Genomic DNA, 24147 nt, shown 5'->3' with positions numbered 1-24147 from the left:
AGAGTAAAATCGGTATCTTGGACGGAGGTTTAATATTGAATAACATTATCTAATTTTATGTTTAAAATCATTTTAATACTTTATTAAGTCAAGTGTCCATGAGCGGATATTACAAGTGATTTAGCGCCAAACCTAGCCCACAAAAAATTCACAAGCCTGCGGTCCAAAAGCGATGTGGGCGTCCGAAAATCACCTGTCTGCTGCACCAGGAAGGTAATACGGTCACGGAACGTACCGTGAGTGTGTATATGAGGGAAATGAAGCTGTGCTCGGTAGTATCTAAGCCCTACTGCGTACAAACCACTGACTCTAAGCATGACAACCCTAATGCACCGAACACGCTGAATCAAAACTTTAAAGTACTGAAGCCCAATACCGTATGGGTGACCGACATCACGTATTTCCCCCGCTAGGGAGAGTGCATGTCTGGCCAGAGTTATGGACCTATGCACATGTGAACTCTTGGGGTGGCGGTTACAACCATATGAAAACCAGTCTGGTTCTAAACGTCTTACAGGCAGCGTACATCCGAAACAACCCGGCAAGGGGCTGTTGCACCACTCGGAACATGGGTCTCAATATACCGCTAAAGAATACGTCAATTAGTTAAAGACGTACCATATAGAGTCCACCATGATCCGCAGAGGAAACTGCTGCGACAACGCATGTATTGAGTCTTGGCATAGTATTCTGAAGAAGGCACTCATTTACTTTTAGCCGCACAGGAATGCACAGCACACTGGGGTATCATTTCCCGCTCATTTTGTAAAGCAATTCACTACAAAATCTGTTGTTTGAGTTTCTACTTTCTTGACAGAGGTCCATTATATACTATATACCTTAAGCCGCTTTATTTGGTCGAATAAAAAGGAGTGTTTTGTATTATGGTAATAGTAAAACAAGGACACTTTGTCCCCGTGTGTTACCTTAATGAGTTTGCTTCATATGGAAAAATAAGCGTCTACGACAAAAGCAAACTTGAAACAAGAACAAATCAATCCCCTAAAGAGATTGCTAAACAAAGATATTTTTATGATTTTAGTGAAGATGAGTTAGTTTCATTAAAAGAATTATATCCCGAGATAGATAAACAATTCATTGAAAAATTTCTTTCTAAGAATATCGAACCTTGTTTGAAAGAATGCTTAAAGACAATCCATAGCTATTACCTAGAAGATAATGATGAGTATAATTATTTGTTAAGTAAAGCTTTTAAAAAGAACATTTCTTTACAGATGGCTTATCAATTCTTACGAACTCGAGGTCTAAGAGAGAAGATTTCATTTGTAAAAAAGGATCGACAATCCTTAGTTCAAAAACTTTTACTCTTGGATGGTAATGCAATTAATAATCTTGCGGATTTCTTCTACAGTAAAAAATGGATCATTAATATAAACAAAACTCAGGTCCCTTACTATACATCTGACAATCCTGTAGTTGTTCTTGATATAAACTCGAACGTGCTCTCAATAGATGCATTGAAAAGTGCTGGAATTAAATTAATACAATACCCCTATTCATCATCTATTTCACTATCACTGCTAGATGAAAACTTGTCAGAGGCATTAAATGATTTGGCAATCGAGAGATTAGAAGTAACAAATAAGTATGAGGTAGATTACTGCAATTCCCTTCAAATAAGAAATGCTACAATGCACGTTTTCTTTTCTGGTGATCAGATTGAGAAATCTTGTCTTGATTTATTAAACCCTCTTAAAGAAAAATACTTGGAAGAGAAATGGGCCGCTGAATTAGAAAAACAGCTTATGAGTAACTTTAACATGTTGCGAACTGGAAATATAGATAACGATGAATTGGCTAAGTCAATACAAATATTAAAAAAAATCTTGAAAGATATTTAAAAAAACTTATCGGAAGTCAATTAACAGTAGTCGTATCATATCGAGTAGGAGGGGGTGACAAGCCCCGTCCTTTCATACCACCGTACATGCGGGTCCGCATACGGTGGTTCCAAAAGGTCAACAAAGCTCCAAGTAACTTGAAAGTAAACTTTTCTGCCTATCCCTTTCCAGAAGAAAGGGTATTATTTGTATTACGGAACATCTCCCATGCGCCGCACCAAAGTTCGCCATCCTGAAACAAGCCCACTCAGGAACCCCTAGGGACCGGAGTTCGCGGATTCGTGTACGCACTTGCTTCCACAGGCACATTCACAGCCTTCCTCATATCCACTGTTCTAGCCTTTGAAGGTGTTTCTTGGCAATTCTGAGCTTTATATTTTCCCGAATAAAATATAAATCCTCGAATTTAACACTCTTCTCATTGAATTGATTAATCGTACCCAAGTGTTCAATCTCTCCGAAGAAGATAACTTCGATATTAACATTGTTTAGTGCACACAACTGCAGATGTTCATCCATTTCAACATATTTACTTGTCTTAGTATTTATCCCCCCTCACTTTTTAAAATCGTAAAAAACAAAAAAAGCACAGCTAACCCCAAGTTGGGTTAAAGGTGCTTCCGTTTGATTGAAGCTATCAAGATCTTTAATCACTCAGCATTTTATTCAATGACAAATTTGTTTGAGTTTCTTATAAAATAACAATCGTTTATTTTTATATATGCTTCTGTGTAGGAGTGAACTACCCCAACTTCTACAGTTACATACTTGCTCAATATGTTTCTTACTACCTTCACATCTTTTCTATTTAATGAAGCGTATAGAAAGTCCTCGTCTCTTAACAGTTCGACCTCTTGGTTAAGCATTATTAATCATCTCTAAATTTTGTAGTAAATATCTTATTGCCATAGCCATTTCATTTCGATCATTGATTCTCAAGACAATTGGCAGGATATTCAATCTGATTAATTCATCAGCCCTTGAAGCATCAGTGGTTATGATGTAATGTCTACCTCCGACAATCTGCCGTACATATTTGTAAAGTTCTGTGAAATGCTCATCTGAAAAGGAGAAACCAAGAAACAATAAAGATTTATGAGCCATTAAGGCTAGTATCTTTTTCGTATAAGTGTCGTCGGTGTACTTTTTTATATAATCATCCTTGGTCAACACAAGTGAATTGGGTTTATCCAATATTCCATGAATGTGAATAACCCTGAATTTATTTTCCGATACAAACTTTTGAACATTTTCGATTTCCTCGATCTCCAGAGGAACTGAAAACTTTGGACTATAATGATTAAGAGCATTATCATAATTTGTTGTTAGATAATACGGAAACTTCACTTTTAATAAATCGATATAATTATGTCTTTCATTAGGAATGTCGTATTTAATTTTTCTTTCAATGATTTCAGCGGCTATTGGCTTTAGCTGCACGTCTTCCTTAACGCGTTTTGAAAGCGCGTAAAGGACCGGTATTCCGCTAAAATAATCTCCTGTTTTTATCATAGCTTCATACGTTCCGCGAAAATCCTCTGAAATTAAATCTCCGAATTCCAAAAAAAGTTCTTTCCACGAAGGAGCTTCTAATGGTACTGAAAGTCCTGCTCCCACAAGCGGAATTACATTTGAAATATTTTCACACAAGTCCCTGTAATTGTTAGAATATTCTCGATCAAGAAATACATTTAATAATCTACCTGAAACATCTCGTTTAATGGAGCTATATTCTTCTGTTTCAAAATTGATCTGGTACAGCGGTTCCAATTCATGGTCATCTTCTGTAATGCTTTGTTTACAAACAGGGCATTCGGTAACGGTAATCAGGATAACAGCGTCTTCTTCATACTCACCGCATGTTAAATGTATTTTCTCTACAATCTTGTCATCAATCTTTAACTGGCTAATAAAAAAATCAGCTTCGCTTGATGAAAAACCAAGGCTACGAACAAATCGTTCAGTAATAACGCCTTCCTTCAAGACATCAACGTATTTTTCAATATTTTTCAAATGCCGAACATTCCGAGTTTCAAGGAATATCGTAATTTCTGAATCCACCAATGTAAGTAATAACATGATATATCGACTCCCTATCCAAATGTCTCGTCGGCAAGAAAACTACTTTAAAATATGATTTTGTTATGTGAATGGTCGTTTGCATATAATCATCTTCTTCATTCGTAAACCATGCCAATGACCATTTCGGCAATTCTAAAGCATCTTTAAAATCAATGTACAAACTGTGAAACATATCCTCGGCTGCGATTGGTTCACTTCCGCTTTTTGATTTCGTGGCTCCTCTTCCTGCTTGATTAGCTTTAAATTCAATTTTCGTTGTATACCCAACCTGATCCAATCCCCTTGCTATTTCGACAAGATTAATCTCCGGCTTGTTTTTAAGATATAACGCCAGAACTTGCGAGCATATTTTATCTTTCAGTGATCGCTTTTGAATGTCGCTGGGTCCAGCTTCTTCAGCAAAAAGAGCATCAAACCAACTGTTGATCGAACTTTCAACAGGTGTGCCGATTTTTTCAGCAATATGCGCCCTATATCCCACTAACAATTCGTCATCTAATTGTTTGCACATGTTGTACATACCAGCTCTGTCTTTTCTAAACCTAAAGTTTTCTCTAATATTAAGCGGATCAAGAATAAGGTTGTTGATCTTGCTGATGTAGCCATTCATGGTCTTATTCCACTTTTCTTCATCAAGCAATCCGGTTTGTGGAACAGCATCTATTCCAATTAAGTTCCTGAACATAAGTAAATAAAAATTTTCCCTGTAGTTAATCTCTAAAGCTGCAAGATAATACACAGGATCCCCGTTCTTTATCACGACTTGTGCGACTAAAAAACGAGCCAGTTCTATTCGATTATTGTTTTCTGTATAGTCAAATCCCAACAAAAATACATTCCCTTTGTTCTCGATGTTAAGCACATCCAAGGCATAGAATCCTGCAGGATTGAACATGTCATGATGTTGAGGCGGAATGGATTCTTTTCTGTTCATTGTATTTATTATTCTAGTTACTCTTTGAATAAACCCATTTTTTTGAGGTAATCCATTGTTTATTTTGTGAAAATATATGTTTTTTAACTGTCCATAAAAAACATGTTCAAAAAACAGCCTATCGGCTTCACGTTTCCTATCGGAATGCTCTTCCATAATTTCTTCGAATATACCTTCTATCGTAGTTGACGTAACCTCTATCCCCGCATTTAATAGTGTGTCTCTATAATCATCAAAATGACTATAAGAAATAAGTTTTTTACCGTTAAATAAGTAAGCATTTGCTGTAGTCAATTGCATTCCCCCGCTTGACAATTTACAGTTGTATCCTTTTTCCTATTGTATCACTATATTTCCTTTTCCGTCGATTAAAATATGATACTGGCTTCCATATGTAGATAGAGCCATTTTAAAATAAAAAAAACCGCTGATTAAGCGGTGGTTCATTCATAGCCATCAAAGAGATGCCTTCCTTTGTCATCTGATTTAACTTCGTAATAAATTCTTAACTAGTTTCAATGTTGAAAAGCTGAGGTTCACCAACTTCATCCCACTCAAATTCATCCAGTGCAGTATCGCGATTATATTTGTTTAATGAGATGTTTATAGTTGCCCAATGTTATTGCCCTATTCGTTTTCATCAACTTCTCTGACTTTCTCAATAAATCTTAAATGAAATTTGTATTCCACAAATGTTTTCTCGCCTCGATGCTTTGCTCTTAATCACGAACATTTGACGTGCGAGTTTGAACATTGATAAAATCTGATGTCATTTTAGAGGAGCGTTCCAACCTTGACATCAAGATGAGGGCTATAGGACGCTTACATTTATATAAGAAAGCAGAAAAGGAATATAATATTGTAAAAGCCAAACCAATCTTAATCTTTTCCTTTGACTTCAGGCCATAATTAGAAGACGTATTCCAGATTGATGGCTTATGGCAGAATGAGGCTATATCTTATTATTCAACTTGATGATCATGAAATTTGTTTAGTCCTCCAGATACATCTATGAAATCATCATCAGAAATACCCTCAATTTTATCTTTTGAAAGGAATATTGTCTGAAGACCAATTTTATTAGCAAAAGCAACAATGGTAGGATAAACTTCTTTAAAGCTTTCAATTCCCATCGGCTGATTAGCTGAGTCAATTATTAGAAGCGGCATATAAATAAAATCTGAAAAATGTATTTTCAAGTAATCGAACATAGTTAAATAAACAAGTATTTGAAGATGTGTTTGTCTTGCCATACTTCCAGGCATAAACCGCTCAGTAATATCACCTTTTTTATGACTAGCAAAAAGGCAGAGTTTAAATGGCTCAAACTCCAACGCAAAACCCAGGTCCTGCGTATCCTCATTCAGATGCTTAACTTTCAATCCACTCTCTAAATATAGCTTTGTAAGGCGGCTATTAAACGCATCTATCTCTTTTTTATTGAAAGACAATTTTAATACTTTAATTTCATTCTTTAACTGCGCCGTTTCTCTTTGCAATGCTTCAATTTTGGGAGCATCAATGTCTTTACTAAGTACTGCAAAAACATGTTCCAACACCCCTATTTTTTTCATGGCATCTTCGTATGATATTTCTGACGCTTGCCCTTTGGCAATTCTTACCTGCGCATCAATTTTTTCTTTTTCCGCTTTGATCTCTCTTATCGCCTTTTGATAATCTGTTAATGAAAGAATTACGTTTTCTTGTCCAATTTCCTTTATTGTATTCAAAATATTACTTGTGTATTGCTCATATTCGGGTTCTTCTTCTACAATAGAAGTGAGTATCGCCAGTAATCTTTCAATTCTACCTTTTCTCTCAATCATATTTTTTGATTGTGCATGCATAAAAGAATAAAGCTTGATTTCTTCCGCAAGCGAGAAAGAAGCCTTTGATAAATATACAAGATCTTTAGATTGAGATTTCGCCTTCCTAGTAAAATTTGTGCGGAACTCAAGATAGGTTGAATGATCTTTTTTATATTCTCCAGTGTGGTTCAACTGCAGTTCATCAAACAATTTCTTTAACTGTTGTAGGCTTCGTTGATATTCTTGGTAATCTTTAGATAATTTGTCCAACTCTTTTTGACGTTCGTCTAGAAGTATTTCCTTTTCATAAATCTGCTCAATATTCTCGTAATTGAAAAAGAAATTCATAATATTGCGGATACGAATTTGATGTTTTAAATCTTTGGCACGAGTGAAAACAACGCTCAAATCCCCAAGCCCTTTTTCGTCAATGTAATTTATAAAACTGAATGACCGAAAAGTCGGCCTCTCATCAAACACTTTATTATATACATGCATGAAATGATTATTTGGATTTTCAGTCAGCATTAAACAAATATTGTTCTTGTATGTATCCACACTTATTTCTGTATAGGCACTCTTCTCGGTTCGACGAAAAAAATAACCGTCTGTTATGCTTCGCTTAATCCATAGGTTTGTTAAATCATTTGTCAAATGAGCTTCAATACTATCAATATTATCCAACCCTTGATAAGTAAGACGTTCACTACTCCCTAAAACGAAATCAATAGCTTTTGTCAGTGCGGTTTTACCAACAGTATTAGGACCGTAAACAAAAGTATGGTCTGAAAATGTGTACTTTTGCTGATCATCCGCATTATTAAAAAATAATGATTTAACTCTAAACATAACGTAACACCTCCTCAATCAATGCTTTGGGATCAAGCTTGTTTACTTCACTAATAGGATTTGGGTTTTTAGTTTTACAAAAATTCAAAAAACTACACTCCGACTGGAAATCAAATTCATGTGTAAGGCAAATCTCATCTCGGCTAATTGACACTTTTGATGTTTTATTAAGTTTATCAATTACACTTATTATTTGCATGATCTCATGGTTATGCGTAGTAAGTTTTAGAGAAATATTACTAAAGAATACATCAACAAAATCCTTCGTACGATTCTTGTATTTTGAATGATTAGTTTCGTTTTTTACGCAAAAAGCAATAAATACAATCTTGGTTATTGATTTAATTTCATACGGCGGCTTCAATAACGTTATGATAATATCAGCATATTCAGCTTCCGATATCACTTCATTCAGTATCATTTTCTTCACCCCATGTAATTTGAACATCTTCTTGTATACCCTCACCAGTTAAGTATATGTAGCAGCCTTTTCTGTATATAGGACCTGGGGGAAGTAATTCGCTCTCAATTTGTTTATCAACTGTTTTAATGAACACGTTTTTTGGAGTAAAATCAATATCGCTTAATGAAAATTTGGCAGACTCATAGTTCTCTTTAGCGGTTTGTTCTAGATTAGATAATTCCATAGTTTTGCGTTGTTCGAAAACACTGCGAAAATCCTTATACATTAACTCATGTACTATCCCTTCAATTACAAAATCCTCTCTGCTGTCTATTAAAAATAATTGTTTGACTTCGCGAGCAACCCGTTCTTCAACAATTTTTCGAGCAGGTTCCTTTGATTTATTTTTAATTGATTTAATATCAACAGTATATTTTTTATCATTGATTTCTTCTTTTACCTGCAGAACAAGCTGAACAAAGTCCTTATAGAGCAACGTATATGGCTTTTTGTTTTTAATAGCATCGTCTATTCTCAAGTTTATATAGGATAAGAAGCGCTCTAACCGCTTTGACTTTGCCACTTCGTAATCTGTAATATCAGAACAATAGTGTTCATTAAATATGACAGCCAGTTCTTGATCGTATTCTTCCATGGACATAACAGATTTTTTTAGTCGATTAAGTAGTGATATTACTTGTTCCTTTACACTACATGTTCCTTCATCTAGCTGGTCCTTATATTTTTCATAGGTCTTCCTAGCTATTGCAGTTTTCTTTTTCTTTTCGCCACTTAGAATAAATTCATATATCGACGCTACTCTTTCTTCTTGTGAGCAATCAAATGATAAATCGTTTTCAAGAGCAAGCTCAAAATTTGTAGTTTTCGTATCATCAAGCAGTAACCAATTACATATGATCCGAGAAAAACACTCCTCGGATACATGCCCACTTTTCACTTGAATGCAACACCCGTTGGAATCTTGTATAGCGTATATTTTATCATCTGACCCGATTTCTACATCATCCCGGCCTTCAAATATGAAAAGCTGCTTTGCTCCTGCATGTCGCATAGCATATAACATAAATGCTTTGCGCTGATATAAAAATCCATATTGCGAAATTATTCCACTATCGTTCATTATAATCATCCTTTCGCGCAATATGAGAATACCCCTTCAACCTGATATGCCTGATAGCCAGTTGTAACGAAAATTTATTTAAATGCCTTATTATAAATCAGTTTGATCAAAGATATCTAAATCACACAAAATGACCATAATAAATACTGTGTTTTATAGGGCGCATTCGAGAATTAATATTCTTAATTTTATAAATGCTTCTCAGATTCTAATTGAAATTAGCATACAATAATCCGTAGGCAAGAACAATATTAGGATGATTAAGTATTATAAAAAATGGGCGCCCCTACATTACTTCAGGCAAAACCTTAAAGTTTTTCTGCTACTTGTATTTAAGACCTTGGGTGATGCTGGTCAGGATTATCTTAAAGGACTCCAGCGACTTAGACAGATGAAATTTCTGTATTCGGAGGCAGCAGATTATTAAATGAGATTTGAACTATAAGGTGGTAGAAAGACCGGTTGTAGACGCGGATGCTTCTTTAAAAATGTCTGTAACTCTGTAGCATGATGGACCCAGCTGTTGCCAAAATCAATGCCATTTTCCCGTCAGGATAGGCAGAGAGAATATCCTGCAGAAATCGAATAAATGCGATTGTATACGCTTTTTCTTCTTCGCGGTTATAAACCTGTCCCGTTTCATAGTTAATAGCACCAATTAATTTAGCTCCCTCATGTCTGCCGTACCTTGGAACTTTGCGTTGTTTGCCGCGAGGAAACCAATTGTACTTCAGGACTTGATACGAGTGAATCATGGACAAGTCTTCTAATAGCGATGGTCGATTTGTTCAGCCTCCACCTGTTTCTTGAGCTCAGCAAACGTGTGCTTTCTGAATTAAGCCTGGCCCTCTTAGTTGGCATTAGCTAGCGTATCTGTGACTTTGGTAGAGTAAAGTTCATCCGTTTCATCATCGCACTTGTACCAAATACGTTCATCGTGACAGCGAATTCTCGTTTAATCCATTACGCCACCAGCGGCAGGGTCCAGGTATAACGTGCCTCAAAACCTACATCGACAGGTAAAATATTGCTCCAGCAGCGCAGCTAGGCAGTGACACTGTTCTTCTGTGAGTTTCGTCGGTGTCCAGAAGAATGATCCAACTCTAAACCCGTCTGCCCTTCCGTTTGGTAGGCTTGCCAATAGATGCTAATCGTTTGACGCGCCCGACTAAGTAACCCACCAATTTCTTCAAATGTATGTCCTTCGAGACAAAGGCGAACAGCTAGATATCTTTCGTTAAATCCATTTGTCTGAGATTTGCTTCATTGCTATATTCAATTCTTCAATCTTTTCATTGCTCATTTCATCGCCACCTCGGATTCATTATAATGTATTACCCGATTTGGCGACACGACAGACTTCGTTAGTATCTTAAAGTCGTTCTATATAGATGTAGAACTTAAATATTTACTCACTTATAATGTTTTGATAATTATAGTATTTTCAATTCCTCAATCCTTGACCTTTTAAGCCAAAATTTTTGTCCAATTCTGTATATACTCCCATACAACTTACCACTACTAATCCATCGTCGAATTTTTATTTCTGGTATTCTGTATTCTATCGATGCTTGCCTAATATTTAGATAATCAGCTATGAATTGATCTATAAATACCTTATTGAACATGTATCGTTCTCTCCCATCTTTCAGCACAACAACTTTTTCCGGTAACAATATTCTCTTACTCATAAATTCTTTCATGGCTTTCTCTCCAATATGAAGCATGTTAATAACATCGTTCATATAATAACCTTCGATTACTGTTTTCTCTTTCTTTATCTCGGAAATGCAATGTTCCAGTTGATGTTGTTCAAAAAACAGACCGGCCAAATTATCTGAATTAAATTTTAAATATGGCTCCAATTGGTCCTCACTAATTAGTTTTATTATTTTAACTATTGTAAGCCCAACAACTGAATATTTAATTAAAGCTTGATGAAAAAAGATATTCTGTGGTTTTGGCTCTTTCTGTTCCCCACGACATCGTTTCATAAGACCCGTTACTTCGGATCTTAATAACTGCGTGACATTTGAGAACGGAGTTTTATATTCATTCAATAATTTTTCTTTGATCAATGGAGGAATGGAATCCTTTCGAATTCCCAGAAAATTTGCTGCTTCTCGACGAGTAATATATTGCTTACTTATCTTTAAAGCATGCTCAAAAGACTCTTTTTCAACGTAGTACTTCCGACTGCCAGTTATCTTATCATTCAAAAAGATTATACTATTATCTGCTAACCTACTAATTTTCTTGTATCCGAAGCCATGTAACCCTTTAATCTCCTCACGTGCAATAAAATAACGTTTTTCAAGTAAGCTTTGATTAGATTTAAAGACTGAAAAATCTTTACGGATCTTCCCTTCATTTAACTGTTTGATCCAATAAGCTTCGTAAGCTTCTTTAATCACATTGAATTCTGGATACTTAAGTATTTCTTCATAGTTAGCTTTTCTTTCATAGCTATGGCGATTTTTTTGATTCTGAAAAGCCTGTAATACATGATAATAGTGCGAGGGAAAGTCACTGTACATCCAAAAAATATTAGAATACACGGTTATGGCATTTTCTAAACTTTGTTCTCTTGACTTCTTCTGAATAAATGCATGGATAGGTGTTGTGTTATCAAGGAAACTATTCATCCCTTCAATTAAGTAAAAGCTATGATAGGCAAGTGACAAGTATTGCCGGATTGATAGCTCAGGAAATATGATCGAATTCGTACTTTGAAATAATCGCTCAGTCAAATCATTTTGGGTCAAATACATTATGCTACTCTGATCAATTCTTTGGGTCGCAGCTTTTTTGTAAGAGAAGTTGCACCGAGAACATTTACCATACATAAAGTCTTTTATCCCAATATAGGATTGGCAGAAGGAACACCTGTCTATAAGTAACACCGAATGTTCAAGACATACAGTATAAGGGTAAAGTGACCAGTACCATCTATGTCTAAGTTCACCTTTCAAAATACAAATTGGGCAGTATTTAATTCTATGCCGTTGAATCATATGATTGTATAATGTCTCACTTAACATTAATCTAATTGTATTTGCAGAACCTGATTCTAAATTCTCAATTGGATTATCTGACAGTTGGCTTAATTTTCTGATCATAGAATGATTAAATTCATTTTTGTTTATTTGTGATGAATGGCAATTTAAGTTTTTTGCCAGATTCGTAATTCCTGAATATCTATTTTCTTTGGAAAGCCGATATGTATAGCTAGCCAAGCTCTCTCCCTCAATATACTTCGGATACTTTATTAATCTTTTCATCTTGATTAACACCTTCCTATTCATATAAAAAAGATAAAAGCTAGTAAATAATGATTTGATAGCTAAATAGAATCTATAAATCCCTACTCTAACTCTAGTATTTCCAATTCTATTTGATTAAATACTCATATTTTCCAACGCAAAAAAGAGCATTTGCATGTTCACAAATACTCTTTTTGAAGTATATTTTTTGTTTTAGAGTTACTTCTTTCTTCTCCGTCTTTTTTTGATTTCTTCCTGAGATTCTTTTATAAAAGCTTGATTCTTTTTATCCTCAACCTCTAACCATTCTTCTAAGTCAAATTTATTATTGTCAAATGGTATCAAAGCATATGGGCGAGATGAACGTGTAATTCGGTAACATGCATCCCTCAAAGAAGATTCGGTAATACAATCTTTTCCTTGACGCAGTGAAATTTTAGTAGCTTCTTTCACTAAATCTTTAATGTACCTTGAAACTCCATGTGAAAAATAATAAATTTTTGCTGCTAATTGTGGATCACTAAGATATGAACTTTCAGAAAAGGGAAGTTCCGCATCCAGATACTTTAGAAACATACGGAACTCAATCTGCTCCTCTGGAGAACCAAAATAAAAAGGATCAAGGAAAATCCGATTAGAATATCTCCCATCCAACTGTTCATTATGTTCAAAGATTCTCTGAGATTCTGGCAATCCGCACAATACAACCGGTATTTGAATCTCCTCAGCGAGGGTTTTCAACCAATCTGATGCTAAAGCAAGTACATGCTGGGTATCTCGATCAATTAAATGCTGAAATTCATCAAGGATAATCATCTCAATATTACATTCTCGAACGAAATGCAGTATCCTTCCTGTCATATTCTCCTCCGTACCTGTATCAAAAAAAACATCTCCCAGGTGATACAAAATTTTAGAGGCTACACTTTTTGGTGACTTAGCTCTTGGAGACACCTTTACGTACAGGATAGGTACCTTAGTATAATCGTCCATTTCTTGGCGTGGAAAGCGTTCCAAATAGTGTTCTAGGAGAGTTGTTTTACCTACGCCTGTTCTTCCGCATATAAACAATCCTTCTGCCAGTACAGATTCTTTGGATAATTCATGAACTTCCTTAAGAAGATTCATTGCTTCATTAAATCTCGGATGTTCTATGACTATTTTCTTGACGTGCTCTACTCTCGTCGCATATTCCTTAAAGGATGCCTGTTTTGAATTCAAAGATAGGAATTCCCTTGTCTTATCAGTCATCAATAGTACCTCGCTTTTTTTAATGAAGTTCCCCAAGCGCCACTCTCTTGGCTGAGATCATCAATATTTTCAGATGATGGATTAAGATGGGAACTAGTATTAGGATTTAATTTGCTATTCTCTTCTTTTTCTTTAGATGTAGTGACTTTTGGAGGGATGGCTTGCTTCTTCTTTTTGCTTTTAATATTATTTTTCAAAGCAATACTAACCTCTTCATCATTTTCATCTAAAAGTTCTAATGTTTCGATCCCCTCTGGAGCTATTTGTAAATCGTACACTAGGTTAATTGCTGATATATCATCATAGTATTTAGCTGCGCGTTCGTCCTGAGTCATTTTTTCAAGTTTTAAAATTTCAAGTCTACTTAGATTAACAATATCCCTTACTTCGTTATATCCTTCGCCTACTGCATCTGTATCAAACTCTTTGTAACCTCTATAGTTCTTATAGTTATAGTAATGAAGTTGCTCATAATGAACTGGGTATTCAGGATTAATTCTTTTCCTTCTAAAACTATTCCGCGTTGGATACGCTTCAAGATACTGCCGATTTTTTTCATCCCAAATATAAATAACTCTCATATCCGCTTTATCAAAACGTACTCTTACTTTTAAATCATCCTTTGTTCGCTCTTTACGGTCTCGTAATTTCATGAGTTCAGAACTTTGGTAGAATTGGTTTTGAATATTGATTCCTTTGTTTGTAATCGTCCGCGTCTCTATTCCAGTCGCGAGCAAGAGTTTTAAGTCCTCTTTTCTGTACGGAAGCTTTCTATGAACTCGAGTGTCTTTTAAAGCCTCTGTCCATAGAATATGTGGTGTCCCGCCTCTAGCTGTGTCATAATCGTTCGCAACGAGTTCTATCATTGTTATGTGAATTATTTCATACATTGCTCTTAGGGTTACACAAGCTTTACCTTCAGAATCATACTGATCCTTTTCTTTGGTATTTGAAAATGTTGTTCCTGGGATACCGTGGAATACTTTAGTATTTAAACTTTGGAATGCTCTCTCTATTGTTCCCTTGAGGTGACCTGATGCTATTGGAGGATAATCAAGTTCAACTCCTAACAAATTACAAATTTCCTCCAGATCTTCCGACTCGTTTACTTTGGCATTATCGAGTACAATCGTTTCCGGAACACCGTATGCTAACCAATCATGTTTTAAATTTGGATACAGTTTTCGAATATGGGTTTTCGGAAGCATGATATGCAGTAAACATTGTTTGATAGCATGTGCGTCAGGTTCTTTTTCAGAAATGTAAAAACCAAGAGGGTATCCCGTTAATTTATCTATACCATAGACCAGATAATATCGCTCAGTAACAAGATTCATAACATCTACAATAAAAAGATCTATTGGAGTCCAGTCAATCTCTACCCTCTGAAGTGGACGTTCTACGTAAACTTCACCAGTAGATCCCTCTCTCTTCAAATTGGCTTGCACTACCCCATGTCTCAATTTATCTTTTTGGTAAGTGTCTGTTAGATCCTGTACTATTCGATAGACAGTAGTATCGCTGCAGGCATTGATCTTACGTATTTCATCCCTGGTTAAATTCATATCCTTTAATCTTCTTTTTAATTCAAGGTGTATTTTTCTGTTAGAAATATTGACTCCTTCCTTTTCAATTTGCTTAAGAATCCCCTTGATAATATCAATTATTTCAGTCGGTGTAGTTCGTTGTTTTGGACCTTTCAAATCGTCTCTTCTGATTAGGCTTCTTTTATCCTGTGTACTATCCCAACGTTTCTTCCATCGATAAATCGAAGCAATTGAAGTCACTTTGCGCAAATCTTTTGGTAGTCCATTGATATAATCTGTATACTGTGCAGGCTTTACTTGCCCATTAATAATAGGTTCTAAAATTCTATACCTTATCTCCATATCCTTTGTTTCTTGTTGTGTATACATTTTAATATCATGATTTGCTATCTGTGCCTGTTCAGGTATATCATCATGTTTTACCAGCAATGTTCCATCTGACCAAGCTTCAATCAGTTCATCTAAACTGAAAATTTCTACAGTGTCATATGAGTAGTTAGTGACCTCTATATCCTTACTATTCTCTTTACGAACAATGTACTCCATATCTCCCAGGCGAAATCTAGTTCCTGGTGAAAAGGAAAAGCTCTGCATTATTCACCTCTAATTTTGTGAGCGCAATTCTCGCAATTTTCTTTTTAATTCAAGATAATTTATTGTATTTAATTTATCGCTCCCTTCTTTTCCAAGCCGTAAGAGACACTCATGAAATAATTGTGTTAATTCAGTCCATGTAATTTTTTCTTTGATATTTTTTATATCATCTCTTTTAATCAAGTTTTTCTTGTCTCGTGCCCTGTCCCACCTTCTTTTCCATTGATAAATCGTTGTAACTGAGATCACTTTACGCAACTCTTCCGGTAGTGCATTAACATAATCTTTGTACGCAACAGGCTCTATTTGTCCATCAATAATTGGTTGTAATATGCCGTACTTTAGTGCCATTTTCATTGTTATCTGCTTTTTGCACCCGACAAATTCATAAACTCCTAATAATACTTGCAGAGGCAAATCACCTTGCTTCACTATTGATGTTCCAGCTGACCAATCTTTAAATAATTTATCATGACTTAGAGTTTCTACAGTAGTATTTGAACAGTTGACGACTTCTATATCTTTACTATTTATTTTAAGAACAATATAATCAATATCCCCCAGAAAAAACCTAGTTCCAGGTGTAAAAGGAAATCTGCTTATCTTCCTGCTTCCATCTTTCCGCTTAACAACACCGGGAATACCATAAAGCACTTTACTGTCTACCTGATTAAACAATCTCTCAACTATCCTGTCTTCACCTTTTCGACGCACAAACTTCTCCTCCAAACTGAAAATGATTTAAATTAACGGATATCAAAGTCTCATCAGTCAACTCCGATGAGAATAAATCAGCAAATACCTTTTGAAAATAAATAAGCTTATAAATAGCAACATAGAAAAATTCATCATCAATATCTCGACAATTTTCACGAAGCATATATATAGTACTGGCTCCGGTATTACATAGAGTATCATAAACAATTTGCAATACGACTGATGGCACTTTCGGTTGATGACCTAGAGCTCTCAGAAATCCTATATTAAACAGCAAGCAACTATTCTCATATAATTGCTTTTCGGTTACGATAATATATTTCCATCCTTTTTTCTTACAATATAATCGACCTACAAGTGCTTTTAATTGAATTTCTGGCTTAAGCACTTTTGAATTAGGCTTGATCTCCACTATTAAGACTCTGCCATCTTTAAATGTAACTTTAAAATCAGGGTAATAGAAACGAATTTTCCCTTTTATTCTGTATGGAATAAACAGCGGCTGGTACGCAATCTCTACAACATTCTGATCAAAATCAGTTATCCTTACATAGTCTCGCTCTAAGCCGCTTTCGCAATGAATCATCCTTCCATTTTTAAGATAAGGAACCTTCCACCTATGGTTCTTGCCTCTAGTAGCCATTATTTTTCTAGCTGGCTGATTCATTTTCATAATACCTCCTTATTACAACTCTACTAACTATCATCTCCAGGCTATGAATCTTTTAAACCTAAGAGCTTGAATAAACTAGAATCTCTTTTGTACAAGTACCCTAAACTGCCATCAATTTTAGGACCGGTTACAGGTTCTACTCCCATGCTACTCAGAACGCGAACAAGTTTTTCAGATGCGCGAATTTCCGGGTGCATTTTGACCAAATCTCTTGCAGGGATGTATAATGTAACGAACTTTTGGTAATCAATAGGATTAACTAAAAGGTGACGTTTGTGAACTCGTTTAACAGGCAAAAAACCTTTTTGAGTCCATGAAACAATTATGTTTCTATAAATAGACTGTTCATGGGCTATATCGTCAATAGATAACAATCCACCTTTGGCAACACGTTCTACCTCATTAGCAATAAACAAAAAACCATATAACCCGCTCTCATCAGATTGTCCACAGGCCCTAATTTGTTTTGTCAAAATACTATGCATAAAGTCTGAAAACTTTTGCCCCCAACCTGCAAATATGCGCAAAGCTTTTTGAAATGATATAATTAAAGAGCTTTCTTGGGGAGGCAGCTGCATAAATCTTTGAATATCTATAAGAAGATTTTCTACGCTCCGACGGTCAAAAAAACAAATTGTATCGAATTTTTAAGTTGGCGTCTTTTACAGTTTTAATCATTTTACTTTCTTTAAGAGAAGCGACTTGTACTTGCCGCCTTATGCCCAGTAAATTCATTACTTCTTTAGTAGTACAATATTTTAAATCATTTAGATGATTTGACTTTATTACCAAAGGTTTTTGTTGGATTAACTTCTTTTCTAATGTTTCTTTAAATCTAACTTTAAAATAAATAGAATCATTCTGTTCATAATAATTAATATATTCTTGATATATAAATAAAAATTCCGGGTCACGTAAGCAAGTATATAACCTTGTATTAAAAGCGTAAAAACTTGCATGTTCGTGCTTCCCTTTTTCAGTTGATTTATATTCGGTCATATCAGCTAAAAATTCATAAAAAGAAGTCGGCCATTTTTCAAAAATGTTCATAGTATCTTGAATAAATCCATGTAAAACAGCGTTACGTACGAACTGCATTCGTTTGATTCCATGATAGAATCTTGACTTCTCTTCACAAAAAAACATCACCAAATAAATGATATCCAAGAGTTCTAGATCTGCTAAAGGGTTGATTATAGAGGAGTTGATTGGTAGCAAAGAAAACATTTTTCTATTAATTAAATTTGATAAATATGTATGTTCAACCGGTACCTTATCAGCTTGGGTTTTTCTAAAGTCGTAACCACATTGGCATTTCATGAGATTCGAACGATGCGCTGATATTTTTTTCCCGCACTGAGGACATTCATCAATGAGCAAACATAAATGCGTTGGGCAAGTAGTTACAATGTTTACATCCCACAATTTGTGATGATATCCTTTTTCAGCTAGGCAATGTGGGCAAATCTGCTGCTTGTATACGCAAGTTCCATTTCGCAACATTTTTTGAGTCTTATGATTATAACTATTTTTTCCTGATTTTCCAAATTCATTGTAAAAGCTGAGAGAGACCAATTGATCCTCACTACAAGTTGTCATCGCACTTAAGCGTGCAAGATTAACTTTCTCTTTGACCATGTTAACATTAACAACTGAATTAGACTTAAAGAGCCCAGCCATTTTGTAGATTCTATTGGGGTCTGGACATAGGTTTAAATTTGCAAGACGTATAATATACCCTTTTAAACTTTCATCATGGAAGGGTTTTGGATGCAGTATTAAAGAACCTATCATAGGCTCAACCTCCGTGATTAAAAATTCACATGCGTGATTTGTATTTCACGCACAGTTGAATACATCCTAACTCCGTTTTTTTAGTTTGTCAATTTTTCAGTTATAAATTTAATGAAATATTATGCCACTTAGGAGGAAACCAATTGCGTTATGCCCATCTACTGGAGAAATATATACAAAAAAGTGGATTAAATATCACCCAAATCACAGAACAGCTAAAAGATTTGGGAATTAAAATTGATCGTTCTTATGTTAGTAAACTTAAATCTGGAGCGATCCCCCCCGCATCTGAAGATTTCTCTCGTGCAATTGCTAAAATTACAGGAGGTGATCCAGAAGCATTAGTGAATGCGAGTGTTTTTGAGAGAGCACCTGAAGTAATAAAAGAATTTATTACCAAGGTTGAGGAACAATTATGGAGTACTATAGATTATATAATATGTAATAGTGAGGTTAAGCAATTACATGACCTTATTACACATATTAAAAGAGCACATCTTCACCCAGCCCACATACAAATTCTTAATTTGGATGAAAAAGAAAATTTAAACATCAGTTCAATCATCCGACGTTTCAATCTTTTCCTAGAGTCTATTAAAGAATCTTTAAGCCTTTCAGATAAATTAAGGCTCTTTTTCGAAATTAATGATTATTTTCGAACATTTAATGAAATCCCTATTAATTTGCTTCACACAAAATATATTCACCGAGAAAATACCCAATTAGTATCAGAGGATATACAAAACCCCAACTTAAATATGATTAGTTCCAGCGATAAAAGAGTACCGTTAGCAGAAGATGAAGTTGATTTTTTGTTCCGTTGCTTAGAGGTATATAAAATACAAAAGGATAAATGGTTCTAAGAATATAAAGAATGGAGGATGTTATTATGAGTGATATGAAATTAAAGAATTCAATAATCGATGCTATTAGTTCTGCTATACAAAATGCTGAGCATCAGTCGCAACCTTCAGAATATGACAAAGGAAAGATCGCAGGGTTAAAAAAAGCTATGACATTAATACATATGGTCACTAATCCAAGAATTAAAGATGCCACACCGATTGACATAGTTATAGATGATTTACCTCCGTACACTGAGATGCATAATAAGACATAAAATTAAATATTTATCATCTCGAAACTCATGAGGAATACTAAAACTCTCAAATATTTAAAAGCCTGTTGCTTATTAGCTACAGGCTTTTTAAATATGCATACTTATACATTAGTGAATATTAATACAAAATAATGTATAAACCAATTTTATCACTTTTTCTGACGAAATTTTCTCGCTATTATTGCAAAAATTATCACTTATTTTGAACAATCACACAACACTAACTCATTCCTTTAATGAGCCACCCTCACCCGCACCGGCTATACCCGCAATTGCCGCAGGTCTTACACCCCTCAATATTAATCAGTGATGCGCTTCCGCAGGAAGGGCAGAGATCCCGCGATGCCGTAGCGTGGCTATGGGCGCCATGGCCTCCGTGTCCGTCATCGGCAGCCGCTGGCGGTACACTTGATTTCAGCTCGGCGTTCAGCGCCTCGTTGAAATCAAGCTCCAGTGTCGCCGCGATGGGCGCAGGGATATGGTCGTCATGGGCGTTGTTCTGCACATGGGTCTCCAGGGCCTTCGCTACCGCGTCGGCGATGGACTCGACGCGGTTCGCGCCGAAGCCGATGGCGCCGGAGCCGCCTATGCCTTTGAGATGCTTGATCAGCAGCTCGACCTTCTCGCCGTGATCACCGTAACGCAGGAACAGCGAGCAGACGCGGCCCAGCGCTTCCGCCATGGCGAACACATCGGAGCCGGCTTTGCCGACATTCAGGAAGATTTCGGCCGGCGTCCGGTCAAGATCGTTGATGGTGATATACGCCATACCGAACGGCGTGTTGATCTTATAGGTAGCGCCGCGCAGCACCTGCGGGCGTTTCTTGTATTGTTTGTCCACTACGTTGGCTGAAGGCTGCAGACCCGGCGCTGCTTCTATAGTAACCGGAGTTGCCGTTACCTTAGCTTCAGCTGCTGTTTCGGCTGCCTTGGCCTCCACCGCCTCAACTGCCGCCGAAGCATCCTTCTTTTCTTCCTTCTTCGCCGTTTCCAGCACCTGTACATCACGGCTGCCGTCACGGTAGATGGTCACGCCTTTGCAGCCCAGATCGAAGGCCATTTCATACAGCTCGGCGGTCTCTTCCACCGTGAAGTCAGACGGGCAGTTCGCGGTCTTGGAGATTGAGCTGTCCACCCAGCGCTGAATGGCTGCCTGTGCGCGGATATGATCCTTGGCGGACAGGTCCATCGAAGTGACAAAGTATTCCGGCAGTTCTTCTCCCGGATGGGACTCCAGCCATTCCTGGGCGATAGGCACGAACTGCTCATCGTAGCCGAGACGGCTCTGACGGAAATATTTGAAGGCGAAATACGGTTCGATCCCTGTGGAGGTACCGACCATCGTTCCCGTGCTGCCGGTAGGCGCCTGGGTAATCACCGTTACGTTACGCATACCATGCTTGCGGATCGACTCGCCCACTTCAGGATAGACCTCGGTGATATTCCGCATGAACCCGCTCTGCAGATATTTATCGGTGTCAAACGCCTGGAATGATCCCTTCTCGCCCGCAATCTCTGCGGAAGCCAGATAAGCCTCGCGGGCCATGAAGCCGTAGAGCTTGTCCAGGAACTCCAGCGATTCCGGGCTGCCATAGCGGATATTCAGCTTGATCATCAGCTCAGCCAGACCCATGGTGCCGAGACCTACGCGGCGTTCGAGCTTCTGGTTGGCTTCATTTTCCGGGAAATGATACGGTGTCTTGTCGATAACATTATCCAGGAAACGCACGGAATAACGGGTCGTTGTCGCCAGATCTGCCCAGTCCACATCATGGTTCTCCGCATCGTAGAACTTGGATAGATTGACGGCGGACAGGTTGCACACACCCCATCCGGGCAGGCCTTGTTCACCACAGTTATGGGCAACTACACCGCCTGCAATCAGCGAATGCGTCACAGGTTCGGTGATATCATATACCGTTACAACGTCGCCGGGTTCAATACCAATAACTTTGGACATGAATTTTTCGGATTTGCGGGAAGGCCGGGCAATCCGCTCCAGCGCTTCTTGTTTTCTGGTAATCAGCTTGAACCCGATCTTATTCTTGAACTCCAGAATGTTGTTGCCGCTTAAGATAAGCTCGTAGAATCCGCCGCCTTCATAGCTCCGTTCCTCGCCGGCTTTGGTCGTATACGTAAATACAGCTTGATTCTTCTTCTGACGGCTATAGATAGAACTGTTAATTCCGAAATTAAGCAGCAGCAATTGAACGCCTTGAAGAAGTTTTTTGGAAGCCGAGGTCAATCTGACCGTACGGTGCATCTCATCATTCTCATACACCGTTCCGTCAGCAGAGAATAATCCTTGCAGGAATGCCACAACAGTTGCACGTGAAGCTGTATACAGCGCAGCCGGAACCTCTTTTTCAGCGGCTCTAACTGCCTTCACTCCGAGTTCTTCAAGCTGTTCCCGGAACGACTTACGCCACCAATAAGCTTGCTTGGTATTGTTGGTTCTGTCGAATACTTTGGCGGTTACGCCTGTGATATTCTTGGCAGCATCAATGAGCAATGGAATAACTTCGCTGTCTGCCTCACCAAATACCATACCGATATCACCACGTTTGGAAATCCAGCCGTCGCCTATGAGCCAGCCCAGGAACCAGCCCCATCCCTCACCAAGGGTATCCTCAGCGGCAAAGGAACCTTCTCCGGACTGCAAATAAACGCAATCGTCTGCACTCAGAGACTGAGCCTCTTTCCAGCCGGAGTTGGTGAACAAGCGATGCTCAGGTGTTACGGATAGTTCTACGCCATTTTGCAGGGATATCTTCAAGGTTTCTCTGGTCCCGGTTGGGAAGACCGTAGCTCTTCTCATCTGCAAACCTGGAATTTCATAGCTTCTCCCGCCGACCACTTTGGCCTGCTCCACTAATCTCAAATCGGTTCCAACCAGGAAGGACTCTGTTCCGACCTTCTTATATAGCTCTTCAATAGTTAAGAGACCATATTCCGTTGCAATCCGGGTGTCCGGGTGAAAACACGGATTCGTACAAATAATCGGATTGAAGTACCAGCTGTTAGACATCTGATTATAATACTCCATGAAAACAACGCCCGGTTCCGCCGATTTCCAGGCCGATTCGATAATCGTATGCCACACCTCGCGCGCTCTGACCGTACGGTAAGGAATCACACGGCGGTTGTCAGCCTTCCATTTATCCAGATCTCCGTCCCAGAGCGTGTCGTAATCAGGATCGGTCGTATCCGGGAAGACCAGCTCCCAGTCCAGATCCTCCTTGACGGCCTTCATGAAGTCGTTGCTCACACAGACCGACAGGTTGGCATTAGTGACCTGGCCCATGGTTTGCTTCACGGTAATGAAATCCAGCACATCCGGGTGCCAGTCATTGATCATCAGCATCAGCGCGCCACGGCGGCTGCCGCCTTGCTCAATCAGTCCGGTGGTATAGCTGAAGAGTCCGCCCCAGGATACGGAGCCGCTGGAGGAACCATTCACCCCTCTGACAATGGCACGGCGCGGACGAAGCGAAGACAGGTTGATGCCTACGCCGCCGCCGCGGGCCATAATCTCCGTCATCTCAGAGAGCGTCTGCATAATGCCGCCCCGGCTGTCTTTGGGAGAAGGCACTACATAGCAGTTGAACAGGGTAAGCTCCTCGCTCGCTCCGGCACCCGCCGCAATCCGGCCGCCCGGTACAAGCTTCCAGTCATCCAGTATCGAGCGGAATTTGCCTGTCCATTCTTCCTGAAGCTCAGGGGTCTTCTCTACGGACGCCATCGCTCCCGCGAGACGGTCCCACATCTCCTCCGGAGTCTTCTCGATATTGAGCGTCAGCTTCTCCACATCCGATTGCACCAGCTCACCGCTGCGGGTTTTTACGGTTACAATCCGGCCTGTACGCTCTACAATCTCGCCAACCTCCTTCGTTGGAAACTTCGGATCATCCTTCGTCAGGACAAGGACGACATCACCTACCTTGGCATTATTGCTGTCCGCATCCTTCCAGGCATAACGGTCCAGAAATATCTTCTCGCTCAAACCCTCCAGACGCTTGTTCCGTTCCACAGTACTCAATAATATAACCTCCCGGATAATTAATAGGTCATGCTTCCGGCGGACGTTAACTGCAGCCTGCTTGTCCAGC

At 38.1% G+C, this 24147-nt stretch carries 19 protein-coding genes and 1 pseudogene; 4 read left to right on the top strand and 16 right to left on the bottom strand.

The features are described 5' to 3' along the window. Positions 1 to 146: 146 nt before the first annotated feature. Both KDC22_RS34015 and KDC22_RS11610 read left to right on the top strand, forming a co-directional pair. The gene (locus KDC22_RS34015) at positions 147 to 413 is read left to right on the top strand and encodes an IS3 family transposase (protein ID WP_425517058.1); all 267 of its coding nucleotides are present in this window, start codon (positions 147 to 149) and stop codon (positions 411 to 413) included. Positions 414 to 884: 471 nt separating this feature from the next. Then, positions 885 to 1862, top strand: coding sequence for a DUF4238 domain-containing protein (locus KDC22_RS11610; RefSeq protein ID WP_211723117.1), 978 nt, complete (start codon positions 885 to 887; stop codon positions 1860 to 1862). 321 nt (positions 1863 to 2183) lie between these two features. On the opposite strand, the gene KDC22_RS11605 is transcribed toward KDC22_RS11610, so the two are convergent. The 15 genes and pseudogenes from KDC22_RS11605 to KDC22_RS11535 form a co-directional block, all read right to left on the bottom strand. Beyond that, positions 2184 to 2381 (bottom strand): hypothetical protein, encoded by a 198-nt coding sequence (locus KDC22_RS11605; RefSeq protein WP_211723116.1) that lies wholly within the window; start codon positions 2379 to 2381, stop codon positions 2184 to 2186. 339 nt (positions 2382 to 2720) lie between these two features. Next, positions 2721 to 3875, bottom strand: coding sequence for an SIR2 family protein (locus KDC22_RS11600; RefSeq protein WP_211723115.1), 1155 nt, complete (start codon positions 3873 to 3875; stop codon positions 2721 to 2723). A 19-nt stretch (positions 3876 to 3894) separates the two neighbouring features. Continuing rightward, a complete protein-coding gene (locus tag KDC22_RS11595) occupies positions 3895 to 5172 on the bottom strand; it encodes a hypothetical protein (RefSeq protein WP_211723114.1) in 1278 nt (425 codons plus the stop codon). Positions 5173 to 5840: 668 nt separating this feature from the next. Next, positions 5841 to 7535, bottom strand: coding sequence for an AAA family ATPase (locus KDC22_RS11590; protein ID WP_211723113.1), 1695 nt, complete (start codon positions 7533 to 7535; stop codon positions 5841 to 5843). Further along, positions 7528 to 7956, bottom strand: coding sequence for a hypothetical protein (locus KDC22_RS11585; protein ID WP_211723112.1), 429 nt, complete (start codon positions 7954 to 7956; stop codon positions 7528 to 7530). The genes KDC22_RS11590 and KDC22_RS11585 overlap by 8 nt, the downstream gene beginning before the upstream one ends. Continuing rightward, entirely contained in the window at positions 7943 to 9079 is a 1137-nt protein-coding gene (locus KDC22_RS11580; RefSeq protein ID WP_211723111.1) for a hypothetical protein, read from the bottom strand. Before KDC22_RS11580 ends, KDC22_RS11585 begins: the two co-directional genes overlap by 14 nt. A 482-nt stretch (positions 9080 to 9561) precedes the next feature. Then, positions 9562 to 9834 carry a transposase gene (locus tag KDC22_RS11575; protein ID WP_211723110.1) on the bottom strand — a complete coding sequence of 91 codons (273 nt, stop codon included), beginning with the start codon at positions 9832 to 9834 and terminating at the stop codon, positions 9562 to 9564. A 289-nt stretch (positions 9835 to 10123) separates the two neighbouring features. Beyond that, positions 10124 to 10303, bottom strand: a pseudogene (locus KDC22_RS34010) (terminase gpP N-terminus-related DNA-binding protein); the annotation flags it as partial. A gap of 209 nt (positions 10304 to 10512) precedes the next feature. Then, a complete protein-coding gene (locus tag KDC22_RS11565; RefSeq protein ID WP_211723109.1) occupies positions 10513 to 12360 on the bottom strand; it encodes a TniQ family protein in 1848 nt (615 codons plus the stop codon). A gap of 201 nt (positions 12361 to 12561) precedes the next feature. Then, entirely contained in the window at positions 12562 to 13563 is a 1002-nt protein-coding gene (locus KDC22_RS11560) for a TniB family NTP-binding protein (RefSeq protein ID WP_211723108.1), read from the bottom strand. Between the two features lie 29 nt (positions 13564 to 13592). Beyond that, entirely contained in the window at positions 13593 to 15686 is a 2094-nt protein-coding gene (locus KDC22_RS11555) for a Mu transposase C-terminal domain-containing protein (protein WP_211723107.1), read from the bottom strand. 57 nt (positions 15687 to 15743) lie between these two features. Beyond that, entirely contained in the window at positions 15744 to 16448 is a 705-nt protein-coding gene (locus tag KDC22_RS11550) for a hypothetical protein (RefSeq protein ID WP_211723106.1), read from the bottom strand. Further along, complete coding sequence (locus KDC22_RS11545) at positions 16432 to 17118, bottom strand: TnsA endonuclease N-terminal domain-containing protein (protein WP_211723105.1); 687 nt, start codon at positions 17116 to 17118, stop codon at positions 16432 to 16434. Before KDC22_RS11545 ends, KDC22_RS11550 begins: the two co-directional genes overlap by 17 nt. Positions 17119 to 17165: 47 nt before the next feature. After that, the gene (locus KDC22_RS11540) at positions 17166 to 17702 is read right to left on the bottom strand and encodes a hypothetical protein (protein ID WP_211723104.1); all 537 of its coding nucleotides are present in this window, start codon (positions 17700 to 17702) and stop codon (positions 17166 to 17168) included. A 43-nt stretch (positions 17703 to 17745) separates the two neighbouring features. Beyond that, entirely contained in the window at positions 17746 to 18918 is a 1173-nt protein-coding gene (locus KDC22_RS11535; RefSeq protein WP_211723103.1) for a TniQ family protein, read from the bottom strand. A gap of 143 nt (positions 18919 to 19061) precedes the next feature. On the opposite strand from KDC22_RS11535, the gene KDC22_RS11530 reads away from it, so the two are divergent. Together KDC22_RS11530 and KDC22_RS11525 are read left to right on the top strand one after the other, a co-directional pair. Beyond that, complete coding sequence (locus tag KDC22_RS11530; RefSeq protein ID WP_211723102.1) at positions 19062 to 19781, top strand: hypothetical protein; 720 nt, start codon at positions 19062 to 19064, stop codon at positions 19779 to 19781. 26 nt (positions 19782 to 19807) lie between these two features. Further along, positions 19808 to 20038, top strand: coding sequence for a hypothetical protein (locus KDC22_RS11525; protein ID WP_211723101.1), 231 nt, complete (start codon positions 19808 to 19810; stop codon positions 20036 to 20038). 247 nt (positions 20039 to 20285) lie between these two features. On the opposite strand, the gene KDC22_RS11520 is transcribed toward KDC22_RS11525, so the two are convergent. Next, complete coding sequence (locus KDC22_RS11520) at positions 20286 to 24077, bottom strand: LAGLIDADG family homing endonuclease (protein WP_211723100.1); 3792 nt, start codon at positions 24075 to 24077, stop codon at positions 20286 to 20288. Between the last annotated feature and the right edge of the window lie 70 nt (positions 24078 to 24147).

Origin of the sequence: Paenibacillus tritici, assembly GCF_018207515.1 — a bacterium.
Lineage (GTDB): Bacteria > Bacillota > Bacilli > Paenibacillales > Paenibacillaceae > Paenibacillus_AQ > Paenibacillus_AQ tritici.
The sequence above is the reverse complement of the archived record's forward strand: the minus strand, read 5'-3'. Positions and strand labels throughout refer to the sequence as shown.